Source organism: Lysobacter changpingensis, from assembly GCF_017308985.1.
Taxonomy (GTDB): Bacteria; Pseudomonadota; Gammaproteobacteria; order Xanthomonadales; family Xanthomonadaceae; genus Lysobacter_J; species Lysobacter_J changpingensis.
Genome location: NZ_JADWPE010000006.1, coordinates 137,565 through 152,267 on the forward strand (window position 1 = coordinate 137,565; position 14,703 = coordinate 152,267).

Annotated in this window: 14 protein-coding genes; 7 read left to right on the forward strand and 7 right to left on the reverse strand. The window is 69.5% G+C overall.

The features are described from left to right. Positions 1 to 122: 122 nt before the first annotated feature. Complete coding sequence (gene phhA, locus I4U41_RS14620; RefSeq protein WP_206861906.1) at positions 123 to 1,016, forward strand: phenylalanine 4-monooxygenase; 894 nt, start codon at positions 123 to 125, stop codon at positions 1,014 to 1,016. Positions 1,017 to 1,095: 79 nt separating this feature from the next. Here phhA and I4U41_RS14625 read toward each other — a convergent pair whose 3' ends face one another. Further along, positions 1,096 to 2,511 carry an FAD/NAD(P)-binding protein gene (locus I4U41_RS14625; RefSeq protein ID WP_206861907.1) on the reverse strand — a complete coding sequence of 472 codons (1,416 nt, stop codon included), beginning with the start codon at positions 2,509 to 2,511 and terminating at the stop codon, positions 1,096 to 1,098. A 132-nt stretch (positions 2,512 to 2,643) separates the two neighbouring features. Then, positions 2,644 to 3,357: a hypothetical protein gene (locus tag I4U41_RS14630; RefSeq protein WP_206861908.1), complete on the reverse strand. Its 714-nt coding sequence runs from the start codon at positions 3,355 to 3,357 to the stop codon at positions 2,644 to 2,646. Between the two features lie 155 nt (positions 3,358 to 3,512). Between I4U41_RS14630 and I4U41_RS14635 the strand changes: the two genes are divergently transcribed. Further along, positions 3,513 to 4,616, forward strand: coding sequence for a sensor histidine kinase (locus I4U41_RS14635; protein WP_206861909.1), 1,104 nt, complete (start codon positions 3,513 to 3,515; stop codon positions 4,614 to 4,616). Beyond that, positions 4,613 to 5,245, forward strand: coding sequence for a response regulator (locus tag I4U41_RS14640; RefSeq protein ID WP_206861910.1), 633 nt, complete (start codon positions 4,613 to 4,615; stop codon positions 5,243 to 5,245). The genes I4U41_RS14635 and I4U41_RS14640 overlap by 4 nt, the downstream gene beginning before the upstream one ends. Positions 5,246 to 5,322: 77 nt before the next feature. On the opposite strand, the gene crcB is transcribed toward I4U41_RS14640, so the two are convergent. Then, positions 5,323 to 5,703 (reverse strand): fluoride efflux transporter CrcB, encoded by a 381-nt coding sequence (gene crcB / locus I4U41_RS14645; protein WP_206861911.1) that lies wholly within the window; start codon positions 5,701 to 5,703, stop codon positions 5,323 to 5,325. 145 nt (positions 5,704 to 5,848) lie between these two features. Between crcB and scpC the strand changes: the two genes are divergently transcribed. Then, positions 5,849 to 7,360 (forward strand): succinyl-CoA:acetate CoA-transferase ScpC, encoded by a 1,512-nt coding sequence (scpC, locus tag I4U41_RS14650; RefSeq protein ID WP_206861912.1) that lies wholly within the window; start codon positions 5,849 to 5,851, stop codon positions 7,358 to 7,360. A 113-nt stretch (positions 7,361 to 7,473) separates the two neighbouring features. Here the strand turns inward: scpC and I4U41_RS14655 are convergent, their stop codons facing one another. From I4U41_RS14655 to I4U41_RS14670, 4 genes are all read right to left on the reverse strand, one after another. Then, a complete protein-coding gene (locus I4U41_RS14655; RefSeq protein ID WP_206861913.1) occupies positions 7,474 to 8,151 on the reverse strand; it encodes a helix-turn-helix transcriptional regulator in 678 nt (225 codons plus the stop codon). Positions 8,152 to 8,227: 76 nt separating this feature from the next. Continuing rightward, a complete protein-coding gene (locus I4U41_RS14660) occupies positions 8,228 to 9,649 on the reverse strand; it encodes an NIPSNAP family protein (RefSeq protein ID WP_206861914.1) in 1,422 nt (473 codons plus the stop codon). A gap of 87 nt (positions 9,650 to 9,736) precedes the next feature. Beyond that, the gene (locus tag I4U41_RS14665) at positions 9,737 to 11,101 is read right to left on the reverse strand and encodes a sensor histidine kinase (protein ID WP_206861915.1); all 1,365 of its coding nucleotides are present in this window, start codon (positions 11,099 to 11,101) and stop codon (positions 9,737 to 9,739) included. Beyond that, positions 11,098 to 11,766 (reverse strand): response regulator transcription factor, encoded by a 669-nt coding sequence (locus tag I4U41_RS14670; RefSeq protein WP_206861916.1) that lies wholly within the window; start codon positions 11,764 to 11,766, stop codon positions 11,098 to 11,100. The genes I4U41_RS14665 and I4U41_RS14670 overlap by 4 nt, the downstream gene beginning before the upstream one ends. A gap of 142 nt (positions 11,767 to 11,908) precedes the next feature. Between I4U41_RS14670 and I4U41_RS14675 the strand changes: the two genes are divergently transcribed. Genes I4U41_RS14675 through I4U41_RS14685 form a run of 3 tightly spaced genes read left to right on the forward strand, consistent with a single transcriptional unit; the run spans position 11,909 to position 14,523 of the window. Further along, positions 11,909 to 12,379, forward strand: coding sequence for a GNAT family N-acetyltransferase (locus tag I4U41_RS14675; protein WP_206861917.1), 471 nt, complete (start codon positions 11,909 to 11,911; stop codon positions 12,377 to 12,379). Between the two features lie 39 nt (positions 12,380 to 12,418). Further along, the gene (locus I4U41_RS14680) at positions 12,419 to 13,450 is read left to right on the forward strand and encodes an MBL fold metallo-hydrolase (protein WP_206862118.1); all 1,032 of its coding nucleotides are present in this window, start codon (positions 12,419 to 12,421) and stop codon (positions 13,448 to 13,450) included. 44 nt (positions 13,451 to 13,494) lie between these two features. Continuing rightward, positions 13,495 to 14,523: a class 1 fructose-bisphosphatase gene (locus I4U41_RS14685; RefSeq protein WP_206861918.1), complete on the forward strand. Its 1,029-nt coding sequence runs from the start codon at positions 13,495 to 13,497 to the stop codon at positions 14,521 to 14,523. Positions 14,524 to 14,703: the final 180 nt, after the last annotated feature.

A 14,703-nucleotide genomic window follows, 5' to 3' on the forward strand; every position in this document is an offset into this window, starting at 1 on the left:
TGGATTGCGCCTCTTCGTTATCTGGCGCAAGGATCTTGCGCCCAGCCGCCCCTGTAGCGCAACAACGCAAGCCCATTGCGCCCCCGCGCCGCTACAGTCGAAGTTCGACACAGGAGCAGCGCATGAATCTCGGCACCCCCAACCGCGTGGAACACCAGCTCACCGACAAGGGCTATGTGCCGGTGTACACGACGGCGGTGGTCGAGCAGCCGTGGTCGGCGTACACGTCCACGGACCACGAGGTGTGGAGCACGCTGTTCAAGCGCCAGCGCGAGATCCTGGTGGGCCGCGCCAGCGACGAGTTCCTGCGCACGCAGGAAGCCATGGGCATGACGCCGGGGCACATCCCGAAGTTCGACGATCTCAACCGGATGCTGCGCAAGGCGACGGGTTGGGAGCTCGTCGGTGTCGAGGGCCTGCTGCCGGAACTGACCTTCTTCGACCACCTCGCCAACCGCCGCTTCCCGGTGACGTGGTGGATCCGCAAGCCCGAGCAGCTGGATTACCTCGCCGAGCCGGACCTGTTCCACGACCTGTTCGGCCACGTGCCGCTGCTGATGAACCCCGTCTTCGCCGACTACATGCAGGCCTACGGCCGCGGCGGCGTGAAGGCGCACGGCATCGGCCCGGACGCGCTGGTGAACCTGACGCGCCTGTACTGGTACACGGTGGAATTCGGTCTGATCAAACAGGACGACGGCCTGCGCATCTACGGCAGCGGCATCGTGTCGTCGAAGGGCGAATCGATGTACTGCCTGGAAAGCGCCGCGCCGAACCGCATCGGCTTCGACCTGGAACGGATCATGCGCACGCGCTACCGCATCGATACGTACCAGAAGACCTACTTCGTCATCGACAGCTACGAGCAGCTGATGGATGCCACGCGTCCGGACTTCACGCCGATCTACGCGAAGCTGGCGCAGCAGGACTCGATTCCCGCCGGCAACGTGCTGGACACCGACACGGTGTTCAATCGCGGCACGGGCGAGGGTTGGGCGACGGATGGGGATGTCTGAGGACCGCAGCGCTTTTGCGTGGCGTGCTTCCCGGGTGCGCTGCGCTTACCCGGGCTACGAAGGCGCGCACCGGTTCTGATCAAGGCCGCGCCAGCGCCTCCATCCCACGCCGGATTCCCACGCTCGCATGGCGTTCCTGCGCGCTGAGCAGCTGTCTCGCGAGGGTGCGGGCGGCGACGCGCAGTTCCGGCACGGCGGTGATTTCCCACAGCTGCGCGCGCAGCAGCGGGCCGAGCACGTAAAGCCCGCGCACCGGCGCGCCGCTGCCGTCGAGCGCCTCGTAACGCGGCGAGGCCTCGACGCCGAGGCCGAGCGGGTCCGCCGTGATCAACCCCGAATCGCGCAGCTGCGCGATCAGCGGATGGCTCGTGCGATCGACATCCGTATCGAAGCCGGTGGCGCGCACGACCACGTCGAACTCCTCGCGGCTCGCATGCGAGAACCCGCGCTCGCGGATCAGCACCTCCACCGCATCGCCGGTGCGGCGCGCGCGCAACAGCCTTCCGGCACGCACGCGCAAACGTCCGCGCACGCGCATCTCTTCCAGTTCGCGCGAGAGCGTCGGCGCGAGGCGATGCCTCAGGACTTCCCAATGCGATCGCAGATGCCGCAGGAACCTCGCGCGCTGCGGCGCCGGCAGGCCGCGCCAGAATCCCTGCAGGTAGGGCCGCAGCGCATCGATCAGGCTTCGCCAGTCCGGCACGATCGGCGTCAGCGCACGCAGCGCGCGCACCAGCTCGCGCAGGTCGTGCGTGTTGATCGCCTGCAGCACCGTCGGCGGCAGCGCGATCGGCGGCGACGGCTCCTCGGTGTGCGATTGCGGCAGCAACCCGTGCCGCGACAGCGCGGTGATGGGCCCGCGATGGCCGCGGCGATGCAGCGTCGCCACGACGTCCGCCATCGTCAGCCCCGTGCCGATGATGAGCACGCGCTGGTTCGGCGTGATGTGGTCGATCGCGCCGATGCCGTCCAGCCCGTTCTGCCACGGCCACGCGATGTAGCTGGGATGCACCGCCAGGCGCGGCCCGATGCCCGCCAGCGGTTGCGGCGGCAGCGCGCCGACGGTGAGCACCACGCGGTCGCTGACGAAATCCGAACCGTCGGCCAGGTGCACGCGGAACGCGGCGCCTTCGCGATCGATCGCGATGGCCTCCTGGCCGGTGCGGTTGAAGCTCGCAAGCGACAGCTGCGCGGCGGCGTGCAGGCGCGAGTGCAGGTATTCGCCGTAGACCAGTCGCGGCAGGAAAGTGGTGCGCGCGCGTTCGGTCAGGTTGAGCCAGTCGGCGAACTCGCCCGGATGATCGGCGGTGGCGCCGAGGTCGCGTGCGCGCACGTTGAGCAGGTGCTCCGGCCGCGCCTCGCCATAGGCGACGCCTCGACCGAAGCTTTCCGGCACGCCGACCAGCCGCAGGTCCACGTCCGCCGGCGCGGCGCGCGCCAGTTCCGTCGCCAGTGCGCAACCGCTGAAGCCGGCGCCGATGATGCTGATCCGCATGTCGTCTCTCCCGGGTCGTCGTGCGGCCATTGGTAGGCGATCGGCACGCGGCGGAAGTAAACGGCGGGTTATTCGGCGGCGTTTTCGCTGCAACGTTTCGTCAGCGCGACATGACGCATCGGCATGAGGCCTTCACGCATGCTGCGGGCGGGGCGCGCCCGAAGGCGCATGCGCTGGGCGCGGCTTCCAGCGGCGGTCGAGCACGAGCTTGGCCACAATCGCCATCGCCAGCGGCCCGAACCACGACAGGTAATGCAGCACCGTGCCGTCCACCGACGGCAGCAGCCGCGGCAGGCCGATGCCGAGGAAGGCGATGTGCGTGGCGATGCCGTTGCCGATCATCGCGGTGTAGTGCTCGACCATCCACCAGCGCGGCTTCGCGCCGAGGCGCTCGCGCTGCACGCGGCGCCGCAGCATGAGCGCGCCGGTGAACAGGCCGACCGAGGAAAAGCCCATCAGCAGCGGCGCGCCGACCTTCATTCCCAGCGCGAGCACGCCCGCGCCGGACAGCAGCGACAGCACCGCGAAGACGACGTACACCGGCCCGGTGAAGCGCACGGCCGAGGCCTTGTCGCGGATCGCGCGCCACGACACCCACACGCCCGTGCTGGTGATCACCACGAGGTACCCGAGGAACGCGGCGGTGACGCCGTGCCCGTCGACCCAGCGGACGATCGCCATCGGCGCGCCGGTGAGCACGATGCCGGCCATCGCCAACAGGTACACGCTCCCGGTGTTGCGATGCGCGGGCGTGCCCTTGCGCAGCAGGCCGGCGGTCCAGAAGGTCACGAGGGCGACGACGCCCACGAGTACGTGCACGGCGACGAGCATCTGATAGGCGGTCATGGCGGCGGCCCGGTTGAAAGGGTTGTCGGTGTGGTCACGATGCGCGCCGCCGCCGCGCGACCGCAGTGCCCGCGGTCATCGCCGCGACCTGCCGGAAGTCACTTTCGTCGCCGGATCCATTGCGCGCCCCGCCGGCGCGGTCGCAGCATGTCGCCATGGACGAACGCCTGCGCCGCCTGTTGCAACCGCTGAACCTCGCCGGCCTGTTCACGCTGGTCGCGGTCGGCATGGCCTTTCGCTGGATGCCGCCCGACCGCCTGCCGTGGGCCATCGCGCTGCTCGCCGCCTACGCGGGCCTGTTGCTCGCGTGCGACCTGTGGCCGCGTCGCACCTGGCTGCGTCCGGTGCAACTCACGCTGATGCCGGCCATCGCGCTGACCCTGGTGTGGCTGGACCCGCGCCCGTCCGTCGCGCCGGTGCTGCTGGTGGTGTGGACCGCGGTGATGGCCGCGCACACGCCGCTGCGGATCACGGCGATGGCGGTGATCGCGGCCGACGTCGGCTTCTGGTTCGTGCTGCGCAACGACGGCCATCGCGCGCCGCTCACCGTGGTGATGATCCATGCCGGTTTCCAGCTCTTCGCCGCGATGTGCGCGTGGTATGCGGTGAGCGCCGAACGTGCCCGCGACCAGCTCGCGCGCGTCAACGCCGACCTGCTCGCCACGCGCGCGCTGCTGGCCGACAGCGCGCGCGACAACGAACGCCTGCGCGTGGCGCGCGAACTGCACGACGTCGCCGGCCACAAGCTCACCGCGATGACGCTGAACCTGCGTGCGCTCGCGGCCGATCCGGTATTCGCGGGGCGGGCGGAAATCGCGATCGCGCAGCAGCTGTCGACCGAACTGCTCAGCGACATCCGCGGCATCGTGCAGGCGATGCGCGACGATCGCGGCCTCGACCTGGGCACTGCGCTGCGCGCGCTGGCCGCGCCGCTGCCGCGACCGGCGCTGCGGCTGCAGGTCGCCGATTCGGTCCGCGTGACCGACCCGGCTACGGCCGAAGCGGTGCTGCGCCTGGTGCAGGAAGCGCTGACCAACAGCGCGCGCCACGCCGATGCGGACTTCGTGCGGGTGTGGCTCGATCGCGACGGCGACCGTCTGCGCATCCGCGTCGAGGACGACGGCCACCTGCGCGGCGCGATCCGCGAGGGCAACGGCTTGTCGGGCATGCGCGAACGCGTGGTCGCCGCCGGCGGACAACTCACGCTCGGACGTTCCGAACGCGGCGCGCTGCGCATCGATGCGAGCCTGCCCGCATGACGGCGTTGCGCATCGCCCTGGCCGACGACCAGGCCATCGTCCGCGCCGGACTGCGCGCGCTGCTCGAACGCCACGGCATCGCCATCGCGTTCGAGGCGGACGACGGCACGCAGCTGCTCGACCGCATCGCGCAGACACCCGTGGACGTGATCCTCAGCGACATCCGCATGGCCGGCATGGACGGAATCGAAGCGCTGCGGCAGCTGCGCGCGCGCGGCGATGCGACGCCGGTGCTGCTGCTCACCACGTTCGACGACGCGGAGCTGCTGTTGCAGGCGACCGAGGCCGGCGCGCAGGGATTCCTGCTCAAGGACGCCGCGCCGGAAGACCTGCGCGAGGCGATCGCGCGCGTGGCCGCCGGCGAAACACTGCTGCAGCCGGTGAGCACCGACCCGGTGCGCGCGCGTTACCAGTTCCACCAGCAGGAAGCGCCACGCGAGACGTTCACCGCGCGCGAGGTCGCGATCCTGCGGCTGCTGGCCGGCGGGTATTCCAACAAGGAGATCGCGCGCGCGATGTTCCTCGCCGAGGGAACGGTGAAGAACTACGTGTCGGTGATCCTGGAGAAGCTCGGCACGCGCGATCGCACGCGTGCGGTGTTGAAGGCGATCACGTTGCGGGTGATCTGACGTCCCTGCGTTTGTAGCGCGGGGCCATGCCTCACCCGGGTACGGCCTTCGGCCTTACCCGGGCTACAACGGCAAGATCAGCGCACCATCATCTTCACCGTCCAAAGCCCCAGCCCGGTCATCGCCAGCGAACCGAGCAGGTGCAGCGCGATCGTGCCGAAGGCCCAGCCGTAGGCCTGCCGTTGCAGCAGGTCGACGGTTTCGGCCGAGAAGGTCGAGAACGTGGTCAGCCCGCCGAGCAGCCCGGTGATCACGAACAGCCGCCATTCCGGCGCCAGCTGCGGCGCGTTGGCGAAGCCGGCCACCGCGAGGCCGATCAGGTAGCCGCCGACCAGGTTCGCCGCCAGCGTGCCCAGCGGCACCGCGTGGTGGGTCGGATTCAGCCAGACGCTCAGGCCCCAGCGCGCCCACGCACCGAGGATGGCGCCGATGGCGATCGCGAACAGGGCAAGGGGCATGCGGGCGTCTCCGGCGGGTTCCGACGCGCAGGTTAAAGGCGCGCGCACCGGCCGGCCAGCCGCGGCAAACAAGCCGCATCGTCGCGAAAAGCCCGGCGTTGCGCGCGGGTCTAGACTGCCGGTTCCCCCGCCCCGCATCGCCCCCATGAACGACCGCATCCGCCACGCCGGCCTGCGCGAGAAGCGCACGTCCGCCGAGCACGCCGCCGCCCTGATCCAGCCTGGAACGACCGTCGCGATGAGCGGCTTCACCGGCGCCGGCTACCCCAAGGCGGTGCCGCAGGCGCTGGCGGCGCGCATGGAACAGGCGCACGCGCGCGGCGAGGATTTCCGCGTGAAGGTGATGACCGGCGCCTCCACCGCGCCCGAACTGGACGGCGTGCTCGCCCGCGCGCAGGGCATCGAGCTGCGCCTGCCGTACCAGTCCGACCCGCACCTGCGCGAGCGCATCAACGCCGGCGACCTGCACTACATCGACATGCACCTGAGCCACGTCGCGCAGCACACGTGGTTCGGCTTCTTCGGGGCGGTCGATGTCGCGGTGATCGAGGTCAGCGGCATCACCGAAGACGGCCACCTCGTGCCGTCCTCCTCGCTCGGCAACAACAAGACGTGGCTGGAGCAGGCGGACCGCGTGATCCTCGAAGTGAACCGCTGGCAGCCGGCGGCGCTGGAAGGCATGCACGACGTGTACTACGGCACCGCGCTGCCGCCGAACCGCAAGCCGATTCCGCTGCTGCATCCGGACGACCGCATCGGCGAGCCGTGGCTGCGCTGCGATCCGGCGAAGATCATCGCGATCGTCGACACCGACGCGCCCGACCGCAATTCGCCGTTCACCCCGCCGGATGCGACCTCGCGGCAGATCGCCACGCACCTGCTCGACTTCCTCGCGCACGAAGTCCGCCGCGGCCGGCTGCAACCGCAGCTGCTGCCGTTGCAGTCGGGCGTGGGCAACATCACCAACGCGGTGCTCGCGGGGCTGGGCGAAGCGGGCTACCGCGACCTGACCGCCTTCACCGAGGTGATCCAGGACGGCATGCTCGACCTGCTCAAGCGCGGCGTGCTGCGCATGGCGTCGGCGACGTCGTTCTCGCTGAGTCCGGCGGCGATCGACGAATTCCTCGACCACGTCGATTACTACCGCGAGCGCATCGTGCTGCGCACGCAGGAGATCTCCAACCATCCCGAACTCGTGCGCCGCCTGGGCTGCATCGCGATGAACGGCATGATCGAGGTGGACCTGTACGGCAACGTCAATTCCACCCACGTCGCCGGCACGAAGATCATGAACGGCATCGGCGGCAGCGGCGATTTCGCGCGCAATGCGTACCTGTCGGTGTTCATGTCGCCGAGCACGGCGAAGAACGGCGCGATTTCGTCGATCGTGCCGATGGCCAGCCACGTCGATCACACCGAGCACGACGTCATGGTGATCGTCACCGAGCAGGGCCTGGCCGACCTGCGCGGCCTTTCGCCGAAGCAGCGCGCGCAGCGGGTGATCGAGCGGTGCGCGCATCCGGACTATCGTCCGCTGCTGCAGGACTACTTCGACCGCGCGTGCCGCGAGAGCTTCGGAAAGCACACGCCGCACCTGCTGGGCGAGGCGCTGTCGTGGCACCAGCGATTCCTGGAGTCGGGGTCGATGCGGCCGTAGTTCTCCAGGCGCACGGCAAGCGATGCCTTTGTAGCCCGGGTAAGCGGAGCGCACCCGGGGATCCGCCACGTTCGGCCCCGGGTGCGCTCCGCTTACCCGGGCTACAACAACCCCTACCCCTGCACCGCCTTCATATACGCCGCCAACCCACGCTCGCGCGTCTCCGCGAACGTCTCCCCCGTCGGCCAGAACTCGACGATCCGGTCCGGTCGGAAGTTGCGGAAATCGCCGCGCAAGCGGCACCACGCGCCGAGCGTCCAGCTGCCGCCCCAGAAGGCCAGGCACAGCGGTTCGATCTCGCGCTCGGTCGCGCGCGCGTCGTTGTCGCGATAATTCATGCGCAGCACCAGCGAACCGGTCACGGCGGCATGCAGGTCGTCGATCAGGCCGCTGTTTTCCAGGCGGTCCACTTCCGGCGCGAAGATGCGCGTGCGTTCGCTGCGCTCGCGCAGTTCCGGCGGCAGCACCGCTTCTATCTTCAGCAGCGCCGCCGCGGCCTCGCGTCCGAGCCGGTTGCCGCCGAAGGCACGCACGAACCGCGTGCCGACCACCAGTGCTTCGAGCTCGTCGGGCGTGAACATCAGCGGCGGGATGTCCGAACCCTTGCGCAGCACGTAACCCACGCCCGCCTCGCCCTCGATCGGAACGCCCGAACGTTGCAGGTCGGCGACGTCGCGGTACACCGTGCGCAGCGAGACGCCGAGCTCCTGCGCCAGTCGTTGCGCGGTGAGGGCGGAACGGCGTCCACGCAGGGCATGGATCAGCAGGAAGAGGCGGTCGGCGCGGCGCATGCGCCATGATCGCGCGCCGCCGCGTCGTGCTCAACGTGCCGTTCCGGCTGCACGCCGGCGTATGGCGCGATGCCGGTCACGCACGCAGCTCCGATCGCGGCGTGGGCGACAGGCGCAACCGTTGCGGCGGCTGCTTCAGTCCGTGGAGCAGCGACCGCGCCACGGCCTCGCGCCACGCGGCATCGGCGAGCAATGCGGTTTCGTAGCGATGGTGCGCGTCGATGTCGTCGAAGCGCGCGAACCACACCAGCACCTGTTCGCCTTCGCGCACCGGCAGTCGCGGGTAGGTGTTCGCGCTGCCGTGCGTGACGTAGACGCCGATGAGCTCGGCGCCGGCCGCGCGCAGGCGCGGCGCCAGCTCGCGTTTGAAGCGTTCGGGGAAGCCTTGGTGCGCCGGCGGATCGAGCAGGCAGATTCCTGCTTCGATCAGTCCGGCATTTGTCGTCGCTTCGTTCGATGCGGGGCGGGCTTTCGATGGCTGCGCGAATCCCGAGTCCACGCGGGCAGGACGCAGCAACAGCACGTCGTCGCTGTCGGCCATCGTCGCGTTCGCCGCCTGGCGATGGCGCTTCCAGATCGGGCCCGAATAGAAGCCGTCCAGCGCTTCGGCACGCACCGGCATGTCGGCGAAGCCGCGCAGCCACACGAAACGGTCGGGCGCGTCGAGATCGCGGAACTGCCCGATGACGTGCATGCCCACCGCTTCCTGCGGCTCGATGAACTCGCGCTCGAACAGGTCGATGAGTTCGTCGCGGCGCGCGGGCTGCATGGTGTACTGGCGCAGTTCGATGACGTTGTCCTCGTGCAGCAGACGGCCGTCGTCGCCCGTGCGGCGGAACCACATGTGCCAGTTCGTTTCCCAGGTGACGCCATCGTCGATGGAGAACGCCTGCTGCCAGTGCGCGGTGTTGGCGCTGGCCTGGCTCCAGCGGAAGCGCACGCGCACCGGTCGGCCTTCGTGTTCGTCGGTACCGAAGAAGGTGCCGGTACGCGTGCCGTCGGCTTCGTCGGCGAAGGCGCCGGTCATCGGCGGATCGAGCACGCCGTCGTGGTTGCCGGCCCAATAGATCGACCATTGCCGCGATTCCGGGCTGAACAGGCGCAGGGTCATGCCGATGAAGCGCTCGTCCGTGCCGGGACGCATCCATTCGCTGACGAAATCGTCGACGTTGCCCATGCCGCCGAGCAACGGCTGGCAGACCTGCGTCGCGTCGAAGATCTCCCAGTCGGTGGCGCCCGCGAGGCGCTGTTTCAGCCGCTCGTTGCGGATGCGCCAGCGCCCGTGCAGGAAATCGAAATCGTGCCGGCCGTCGTTGCGGGGCGGGGTGTCCATCGGGTTCGCGCTCTGCTCGATGCCGGGCGCGCGTGCAGCCGCGCGCATCGGTGCGAGCCACGCGGTCTGCGCGATCGCGGCCAGTTGCAGGAACAGCCGCCGCTGCCGGCGCCAGGCCGGCTCCAGGACTGGATGCCCCAGGACGGCGTCTAAGGTGGAACCCATGGCGTTGCTCCGTCCAGGCGTGCCGATCGCACGCCGGCAGGATCGCCGGGCGCTGCTGACAGGGTCCTGTCAGCAGCCGCGTGCTGCTCAGGCGGCCGGGAAGAACACCGTGATGGCGAGGCCACGACCGTCGAGCCCATCCTCGACGTGGATGCGCGCATGGTGCGTGCGCGCGATGCGTGCCACCAGCGACAGGCCGATGCCGCTTCCGCTGCTGCGGTGCAGGCCGTTCGCGCCGCCATTGGCGCGGTAGAAGCGGTGGAAGATGCGCTCGCGCTCTTCCTTCGCGACACCCGGACCGTCGTCGGCCACGCACAGCGCGACGCCGCCGACGCCGTCGCGCACGTCGCGCCGGCACATCACCTCGATGCGACCGCCTTCGCCGGCATAGCGCACGGCATTGTCGACGAGGTTGCGGATGAGGATGCCGAGCTGGTCGACGTCGCCCAGGATGCGGCCGTCCTCCGTCTGCAGGCCGATGCGCTGCTGGCGCTCGCGCGCGAGCTGTTCGAAATCGCGCACGACCAGCACCAGCAGCGGCGCCAGGTCCAGCGGTACCAGCGCGGGCGCGGCGGTTTCGGCGTCAAGGCGGGCGAGATCGAGCAGCTGCTCCGACAGACGCGACGCGCGCGCCACGCCGGCGCTGAGGCGGCGCAGCGCGGTGTCGCGTTCCTCTTCGGTCGCGGCGCGGCGCGCGAGGTCGGCATGCGCGCTGAGCACCGCCAGCGGCGTGCGCAGCTCGTGCGCGGCATCGGCGATGAAGCGGCGTTCGTTCTGCACCGCCTGGTCCACGCGCGTGAGCTGGTCGTTGAAGGCATCGACCAGCGGGCTGAATTCGGTGGGAAGTCCCGGCGCCTGCAACGGCGTGAGGTCCAGCGGCAACCGCGCGCGCAGCGTGTCGCGCAGTGCCGCGACGGGCCGCAGCGAACGGCCGATCACCACCCACACCGTCAGCACGAACAGCACGAAGATCAGCCCCGCGGCGAGCAGGCTCAGGCCGACCCAGCGCGCGATCTCGTTGGCGATCATTTCCTTCGAACGGCCGACCTGCACGATCAGGCCGCGCCGTGGATCGGACAGGCTGTACACGTGCCAGACCTGGCCGGCGATCCTGCGGCGTGCGAAGCCGTCGCGGAAATCGGGCTTGAGCGGTTCGTCCGGCGCGGCGACGGAGTACACGACGTTGCGGCCGCTGGCCCACACCTGCCAGCTCATCTTGTGATCGCGATGGCCGGCCGGCACCGCGGGACGTTCGCGCGCCGGCAGGCTTTGCAGGCCGTCGGGCATGGATTCGAGGATCTGCGCGGCGACCTCGCGCTGCGACTCGTCCCAGAAGCCATAGTGCGCGCGCGAGAGCTGCCACGCCTGGCAGCCGAGCCACACCAGCCACGCGACCAGCACGCATTTCACCGACACCCAGGTGAGCCGCCAGCGCAGCGAACGCGTCCTCATGCCGGCGCTCCACCGTTGATGCGATACCCCTGCCCATGCACGGTGACGATCAGCTGCTCGCCGAGCTTGCGGCGCAGCTGGTGCACGTACACGGCGATGGTGTTGCTTTCGATGGTGCCGGAACTTCCGTACACCGCCTCTTCCAGCTGTTCGCGCGTGACCACGCGGCCCTGGCGTTCCATCAGCAGCAGCAGCGTGCGGAACTCGTGCGCGCTGAGCGACACCGGTGTGCCGTCGCGGGTGACTTCGCGGCGCGCGGGATCGAGCACGATGTTGTGCCAGCTCAATACCGGCGACACGCGGCCCTGCGTGCGGCGCATCACCGCGCGCAGGCGCGCGAAGAGTTCGTCTGGCTGGAAGGGCTTGACGATGTAGTCGTCGGCACCGGCATCGAGCCCGGCGATGCGGTCGCTGAGCTTGTCGCGCGCGGTGAGGATGATCACGGGCGTGGCGTCGTACCGGCCGCGCAGGTACGACAGCACGCTCAGGCCGGAACTGCCGGGAAGGCCGAGGTCGAGCAGCACCGCATCGAAATCGTGTTCGACCAGCGCGGTGCGCGCGAGCGCGGCGTCGCCGGCGGTGTCCACGCGGAAGCCGTGCGCGCGCAGGCCGGCGCACAGCGCCTCGGCCAGCATCGTGTCGTCTTCCACCAGCAGCAGGTTCATCGGGAATTCCGTCGTGTTGCGGTTTCGTTGCGGCGGCCAGTGTCGCGGCGCCGCTTTAAAAACTTCTTAAAGGCGCGCGCTCAGGCTCTGCATCCCACGCGCCGTGCTCCGCATCGTAGCGGCTCCTCCCCCGGTGACCCCCATGACTGCCACGTCCCTGATGTTCCGCATGCCCGTGCCGGCCGTTTCGTCCGTGACCGTGCGCCCGGTCCGGCCCGAGGACGCGGCCACGCTGCTGCGCCTCGCCCGCGAGGCCGACGGCAGCGACCACGCCTGGACCGACCTGCTCGAATTCCACGAGGCGCTGTTCGAGGCACCCGTGCGTGCGTGGGCGTGGCTCGCCTGCGTGGACGGCGAGGCCGTCGGCCACGCGGTGGCGACGGTCGGCTTCTCGCTGCGGGCGCGCGGCTACTGCCTGCAGCTGGATACGCTGCACGCGCGCGATGAATGGGTCGACGACGCCGAAGCGGCGCTGTTCGACGAAGTGCGCGCGATGGCCCGTCGCCTCGGCTGCGCGCAGCTGCAATGGCTCGGCCCTCGCCATGGCGGCGCGCGTTTCGATGTTCCGGGCGCGCAGTGCGACGGCCTGCGCCACGTGCTGCCGCTGGCCTGACCGCGCGACATGACGCGCCACCTTCTGGGCTTCCTGCTGATGACCACCGTTTCCCTCACCGGCTGTTCCACCACCTCGCCCTACGCCGATTCGCCGCAGTTCCGCGATGGCGGTTTCCACAATCCGGTCGCGCCGAAACAGGCGGGGCTCGCGCAGATGCCGCGCATGCTGTGGCGCTTCATGTTCGACAAGCCCGACGATGCGCGTCCCGATGCCCCGCCGCAGGTCACGCCGCTCACGCGCGCGCAGCTGCTGGCCGCGCCGGACGGAACGCTGTTCCGGCTGGGGCATTCGACGATGCTGCTCAAGCTCGACGGCGGTTTCTGGCTGACCGATCCGGTGTTCTCCGAACGCGCCTCGCCCGTGCAATGGGCCGGACCGAAGCGCTTCCATGCGCCGCCAATCCCGCTGGAGCAGCTGCCGCCGATCGAAGGCGTGATCCTCTCGCACGATCATTACGATCACCTCGACCGCGCGGCGGTGCTCGCGCTCGCCGCGAAGACGCGCCATTTCGTCGCGCCGCTGGGCGTGGGCGACCTGCTGGTCGAATGGGGCGTGGAGGCGTCGAAGGTGCGGCAGCTGGACTGGTGGCAGGAGACCCGCGTCGGCGGCGTGCGCCTGGTCGCCACGCCGGCGCAGCATTTCTCCGGGCGCGGGTTGTTCTCGAAGAACCCGACGCTGTGGGCGTCGTGGGTGATCGAGGCCGACGGGCTGCGCATCTTCTTCAGCGGCGACAGCGGGTATTTCGACGGCTTCCGCGACATCGGCGAGCGCTTCGGGCCGTTCGACCTGACCATGGTCGAATGCGGCGCCTACGACGCGATGTGGAGCGGCGTGCACATGCAGCCGGAGGAAACCGTGCAGGCGCACCAGGACCTGCGCGGGCGCTGGCTGATGCCGGTGCACAACGGCACCTTCGACCTCGCGCTGCACGGCTGGCAGGAACCGTTTACACGCGTGTCGCGGATCGCGCGTGAACGTGGTGTAGCGCTAACAACGCCGGGTTTCGGCGAAGCGCTGGACCTGCGCGGGCCCGCGCCCGAACGCGCATGGTGGCTGCCCTCGCCGTAGTCATCGGCGACAATGGCGGTCCGTTTTCCAACACGGCGCCGCCCATGACGAACCACCCGCAGTCGATTTCCCTCACCCGCTACCTGATCGAGGAACAGCGCGCAGGCCGCATCAACGCCGACCTGCGCCTGCTGATCGAAGTGGTGGCGCGCGCGTGCAAGACGATCTCGATCGCGGTCGGCAAGGGCGCGCTCGGCGGCGTGCTCGGCGATGCGGGCACGGCCGGCGAGGCGTCGATCAACGTGCAGGGCGAAGCGCAGAAGAAGCTCGACGTGCTGTCGAACGAGATCCTGCTCGAAGCGAACGCATGGGGCGGCCATCTCGCCGGTCTCGCGTCGGAGGAGATGGATACCTCCCAGCCGATCCCGGACGTGTATCCACGCGGCAACTACCTGCTGCTGTTCGATCCCCTCGACGGCAGTTCGAACATCGACGTGAACATCTCGGTCGGCACGATCTTCTCCGTGCTGCGCGCACCCGATGGCGTGACGCAAGCGAAGGACGAGGACTTCCTCCAGCCCGGCACCGCGCAGGTCGCCGCCGGTTACTGCACGTACGGGCCGAGCACGATGCTCGTGCTCACCGTCGGCAACGGCACGCACGCGTTCACGCTGGATCGCGAGATCGGCAGCTTCGTGCTGACCACGCGCGGCATGCGCATTCCGGAGGAGACCAGGGAGTTCGCGGTGAACATGTCGAACCAGCGTTTCTGGGAAGCGCCGATGCAGCGTTACGTCGGCGACCTGCTGGCCGGCAGGGAAGGCCCGCGCGGCAAGGATTTCAACATGCGCTGGGTGGCCTCGATGGTCGCCGACGTGCATCGCATCCTCACGCGTGGCGGTATCTTCAGCTATCCGCTCGACAGCAAGTGCGCCGCGAAGGGCGGCAAGCTGCGGCTGATGTACGAGGCCAACCCGATGGCGTTGCTGGTCGAACAGGCCGGCGGCGCGGCGAGCACCGGTCGCCAGCGCATGCTCGAAGTGCAGCCGACCGGACTGCATCAGCGCGTGCCGGTGTTCCTCGGCTCGAAGATCGAAGTGGAAACCGCGGTGCGTTACCACCTCGAAGGCTAGGAACCGCTCCACTCGTTCCTTCCGAGTGCCCGCCCCTCACGAACGTGAATCCCATTGGCGCGTTTCATGTCGCGTGCCGATGCGATGCCTGCACGAGCGACGCGTCGTTTCTGACCGCTCATCGTCGAACGGTCCGTTGAATACACTGCGTAACTTCGCGCAGTGGCAGCATCGGCTGCC